General features: G+C 34.6%; 2 protein-coding genes. Both read right to left on the bottom strand.

The genetic code is table 11. The annotated features are described in order from the left end of the window. Positions 1–1,165, bottom strand: a 1,165-nt coding sequence (locus GXZ13_06210) for a hypothetical protein (GenBank protein ID NLX75408.1), incomplete at its 3' end; no start/stop codon positions are given. A 154-nt stretch (positions 1,166–1,319) separates the two neighbouring features. Beyond that, positions 1,320–5,141: an EAL domain-containing protein gene (locus GXZ13_06205; protein ID NLX75407.1), complete on the bottom strand. Its 3,822-nt coding sequence runs from the start codon at positions 5,139–5,141 to the stop codon at positions 1,320–1,322. Positions 5,142–5,397: the final 256 nt, after the last annotated feature.

Below are 5,397 nucleotides of genomic sequence, written 5' to 3'. Positions count from 1 at the left end.
AATCTTTAAATTCTAGTTTGCCGTATTCTATATTTGATGGAGCGATTTTAATTTCACCAGAAAGTGAATCGACAGGGCCTTTGATATTCATATCCAAGGATTTAATGTTGCCTTTGGGCAGAGTCTGCGACGGGGTTGAGTCTTTTATCAACTTGTCTGTCCATTCATTAAATTTTAAATTTTCAGCATGTAAGTCAAAATCAAGCCCGGCAATTTCTCTGGTTTTATCGACAATGAGCTCCCCACACAGTGAAGAATTAAAAACCTGGCATTCTAATAACTCAATTTTTAGTAAGTCGTTATTATAAATTGCCTCAAATTTAAGCATAGGAAGAGGAATGTTTTTTAGTACGGTGTCTTTTATCTCTCCATCACAGCTAATTTCCAAGTCTGCCCCAACACTTTTGACAACCGCAGAAGAGGAGAGATGTCCTTTTATTTCATAAGGTTTAAATTTGGGATGTAGAGAGAGAGATGACAAATCTAAATTATGTGTTTTAAATTTAAAATCTTTTTGGGGATATATAGAACCATCAATTGAGATCTTTCCATCGTTAAATACGATGGAACCATCGTTATATTGCCAATTATCTCCATCTTTCTTGACTGTGCCGGCAACATAGAGTTTCTTTTCGGCTAAAGAACCCTTAAAAATAATGTCATAGTGAAAAGAATTTAACAGCCTGACGGAACTCTTCTCCGATTTTAAGGTCCCCCAAGGGGAACCTATTTCAGCATGTCCAAGCCGAATTTTGTCGATAGGGATATCTAGTTCTTTAGTTGGGAATTTCTGTTCTGGCATCAGCTCAAGTAAAGAGTCGTAATCAGATCTAATGCCGTCAAGTTTGAGCAGAGAGAGTCGCGGCTTTCCTTTTATTAAGCTTATAAAAGATAGATTTAATTCTGCTTTATCAATCTCTATCAGCTTCTTATCTGAACGTAACAAAGAAAAATTATCTATTTGAAATCCAGTAATTGGATTTCCGGAAACAGGATTTAAAGAAAGTTCCGCAGCAAATCTTTCGGTTATGGCCTTATTTAACTCAGAAAGCACGAAATCTCCGAGAAAATCTATTTGCGTCATGATAGCGAAGCAAAGCAGCAGAATCACGGAAAGCGCTACGAAAATTTTTATTTTATATTTTTTTAGTATTGATTTGACCAAAAAAAATCACCAATCAACTGGGAGTTAAAATGAAGATAACCCCTTATTTTTATTAAATATACATAAAACTATTTTAACATGTAACATGAAAAAGTCGGTATTGTACAGAGCAGAAACACAGATAATTATTTGTTAACGTAGAAGAAAAATGGTTTTAATTGAGCTTTTCAGAATCGACGTATAAGCAACAACAATCTTTTCCTTTTTGCTTTGCAAGGTAGAGCGCTTTGTCGGCCTTATCATAGAGATTTTCAAAAGAAATATTGTTGATTGGAGCCATGGCAATCCCCACGGAGCAAGTTATTATGTTCTGGAGATTTTCCTTGTTTTGCCAGTTTTTAAATGCATCACAAAGCATGCCACCTTTTTTCAAAGAGAATGCCTTATTCGTGATATTAGTCATAAAAACCGCCATTTCATCTCCACCGATTCGACCTATTATGTCGTTTGAACGGAAAATAGAGCGAAGAGTTTTTGCCGCATGACGTATGACTTCATCACCTTTAAGGTGTCCTAAAGAGTTATTTATGTTTCTGAAATTGTCTATATCCATAATTAAAAAAGCTCCGGGAACATATAATCTTCTATCCGTACCTAATGCTGCGGCTACCTGTTCTTCAAAAGCCACTCGATTTAAAAGACCGGTAAGAGGATCGTGTGAGGCTTTTTCTCTCATGAGCAACTCTTCTGTTTTATTTTTGTGAATATCTCTTAGATACACAAAAGCGTGCCGTTGCGAGGTGAATGGGTCAGTAGTGTAGTCAATTGTTACGCTTCGCCATCTATATCCATCAAATTGTCCATCAATTGAACGCATCCTAACTTCAAAATATACCATTTCTTCTTTTTCCACTGAAGTGGTACTGGTTTCTTTGGAAGTCTTTCTTAGAGGTATAAGTTTTCTATCTGTTGGATAAAGAGTTGGAATAAAGTGCTTGTTAATAATTTCTTCAAGAGTTGTGTCGGGAGAGATATTCCGCTCAATCAGAAATTCTTTTGTAATAATTTCATCAGTAGTTAAATTACATTCAAAAAATGCAATTGTATTTTTTACAAGATGGTTTTTAAAATGAGCTTCACTGTTGCGAAGTCGCCGTAAATTCTCTTCTTGAGTAATATCTATTACTATCCCGGTAGCCTTTGCGCTTTCATGTTCTTTGTCGGATATTGAGGTGTAGAATGCCTTTTTCCAGAGTAATTCGCCATTCTTTTCTTTAACGCTGTATGTAGCCGAAACCTTACTTTCTCTGTTGTCTAACTTTCTAATCATATTTTTTAAAGCTAGAAGAGATTCTTGTGAAAAACTATCTTTTTTATTGAGTAAAACGTCTTTATGCACCAATATTTTTTTGTTCTCTCTATCGTTGGATTTAGCCACAAGAGAAAAGTTTCCAGAGAGGCCGTCGTATTCCCAGAGTTCTACATCACTGTGTTCCATCAAAATACTAACTTTTTCATCTGTTAACTCAAGATGTTTTTGACAAGAAGCTAATTCAGATTTTATTTTTTCTAGTTCATTCTTTTCATCTGTGTTTTTTATACAAGAAATAAAGATATGTCTATCAAATCTGTAATTGAAATTATAAATGGTGTTTGTGACCCATCTATATTTGTCAGATTTTATGATGCGGTAAGTGATAGTCAAATTATCTTCTCCTGTATTCTCTTTTTTTAAAAAAGTTTCATTAAAGAAGCTTATGACAGAGTTCTTATCTTCAGGATGCACCGAGGCCAAGTAGGATTCTATGGCTCTGTTGAGAGGAACTTCTGGTTCTGTTTCTGGTGTGTCTTCAGATAAATGAAGCAAAGTTAAGGTTTGATTAATGGTGTCTATTTTAAATGCTTCATCATACGTATTTTTAATGATAGAGAGGCACTTACGGAAAGAATTATCAATGGCATGTTTTTGTTTTTCTGTTATGTCCTCAAAAGTGAAAAAGAATACAGCTCGGTCTTTTAAGTTGCATAAGTGACGGATGTTAACGACTACATATAAAAATTTACCCGAAATATTGTTCTTCCTTCTGATTTCGGTAGTCTCAACCTTATGTGATTTTTCCGCTATTTTGCATGTGTTCAGCAGTAAAGCCCTATCATTTTCATGTACGTTGCACAGGGCATTTTTCGCCGTTTTGGACAATAAATCGGGAGATGTTCCGAAAATTTTATAATAACTGTCGTTAACACGTACAATTTCAAGGCTATTTTCGTAGAGCTCATAAATACCAGAAATGGTTAGCATGCTGTTGAACATAAAGTTTGCATGTTCATCAGATTTCCAGATAAAATCTAAATCATATTTATTAAAGGGCATTGAAGCTTCTTGTAATAACGAAATGTTTGAATTCCCTTCCAAAAACTCATCGAAAGCTTTTGTTGTCAGAGGTTTCGAAAAGTGAAACCCTTGAATAAAGTCACAACCCATACTGCGAAGAAAATTAAGCTGGTTGTCAGATTCCACTCCCTCAGCGATCACGCCTATGTCAAGCCAACGAGCAATACGAATTACACTGCTTAAAATAGAGCTGCCACGAGAAGAGAATTCAATGTCTTTTATAAAAGACTTATCTATTTTTAGAATATCAACAGGAACTTCTTTTAACATTTTTAAAGATGAATATTCGCTCCCAAAGTCGTCCATCATTACAGTAAAGCCAAAATGATTTAGTTTTTCAATGAATTGTATAAGTCTGTCCGGATCTGAAATATATGCACTTTCTGTTATTTCGACGCGCAAGTATTCTGGATTTAACCCGTAGTTTCTTACGGTTTTGGCAAGTTCTTCACAGAAATTATTGTTGTAAATGTTTAGACGAGATAGATTCACAGAAATAGGGAAAATCTCTTTTCCCTTTTTTTGTCTTTCGTTTAGATAACGACATACTTCTTCTCTTATAAAAGTATCAAGTTTTGTAACAAAGCCTTTCTTTTCAGATATTGGTACAAAGATGTCTGAAGGGAGCAGTCCTCTTGTGGGATGGTTCCATCTGATAAGCGCTTCTGCGGAGACTGTTTTACGTTCAGAAATGCTGTATATTGGCTGTAAATATAGTTCAAATTCCGATTTCTCGAAAGCTTCTTGTATTTCGAGAGAAAGTTTTTGTTCAAACATGAGAACCCCATGCAACTTGTCGTCATAAAAAGCAAATTCCTGTGATAAATTTTCCTTTATACTTTTAAGAGCAAGCTGTGCTCTGTCGGAGATTTTATCAGCAGAAAGAGTTGGATCTTCTATCTCATAGATCCCAAGGCTGATTGAGATGACTGAATCGATATTTAAATCAATAAAGCACTGTCTTATTTCATTAATAATGGATTCTACGTTGAATAGAGAGGAAGGCATGCATGCTGCAAAATTATCCGACTCAAGGCGTCCATATGTTCCTACGTGGTGTAAGCTGTTTTTCAGGGTTTTCGCAATGTTTTTTAAAACGATATCACCCTGTTCAAGGCCGAACATGTCATTGATTATTTTAAAATTATTGATATCAAACAAAATAAAGGTAAAGTTTGTGTCTCTGTACTCATGTAATAGTTCTTCGGTTTTTTTAAAAAATGTTTTTTTATTATAGATTCTTGTGAGTTGGTCGAGTTCGTCCCAAACAAGCAGCTTTTCTGAAAACTCTTTTTCTCGAGTAATATCTATTAAGATAGCGGTGAATGCCGTTTCCCCTGCTTTTTCTTCTTTATTAATTTTGAATAGTATCCATTTTATACTTCCATCTTTATGACAAAAGCGAAAATTTCCTTTAAAAGATTTTTTCTTGGGTAAGAAATATAAGCGTGTAATTATACGTGTAATTCGTTCCCGGTCTACTGGATGAACAAGTACAAATGGATCTTTTTCAATTAGTGTACGAAATTCATTTTTCGAGTATCCCAAAAGTAATGCAACAGCATCGTTGAAGTAATATACTGAAAATCTGCTATCTTCCAAAGCATGAAAAATCATTATCCCGCCAGGAACGGAATTCATAAGGGAGCTTAAAGTGTTTGGAGTTACATTGTCGTCAAATAACATATTGTATTTCCGGTTCTATGACAAAAAGGTTGCAGGAAAGGACACAATTTATGTTATTCATAGGAATCTCCTTATTTAATTGATTTTTTATAATTCCGAGAATAAAGCAGCCTGAAACTTAGTAATAAAAATAAGCATGCTCTCATTTCTATGAGAGCATGCTTTAGAAAAAACTATTATTTTATTGTTATTTTTTTGATTTCAACTTTTT

This window comes from Synergistaceae bacterium (assembly GCA_012728235.1).
GTDB lineage: Bacteria > Synergistota > Synergistia > Synergistales > Synergistaceae > JAAYFL01.
This window is presented reverse-complemented; position numbering and strand designations above follow the sequence as displayed.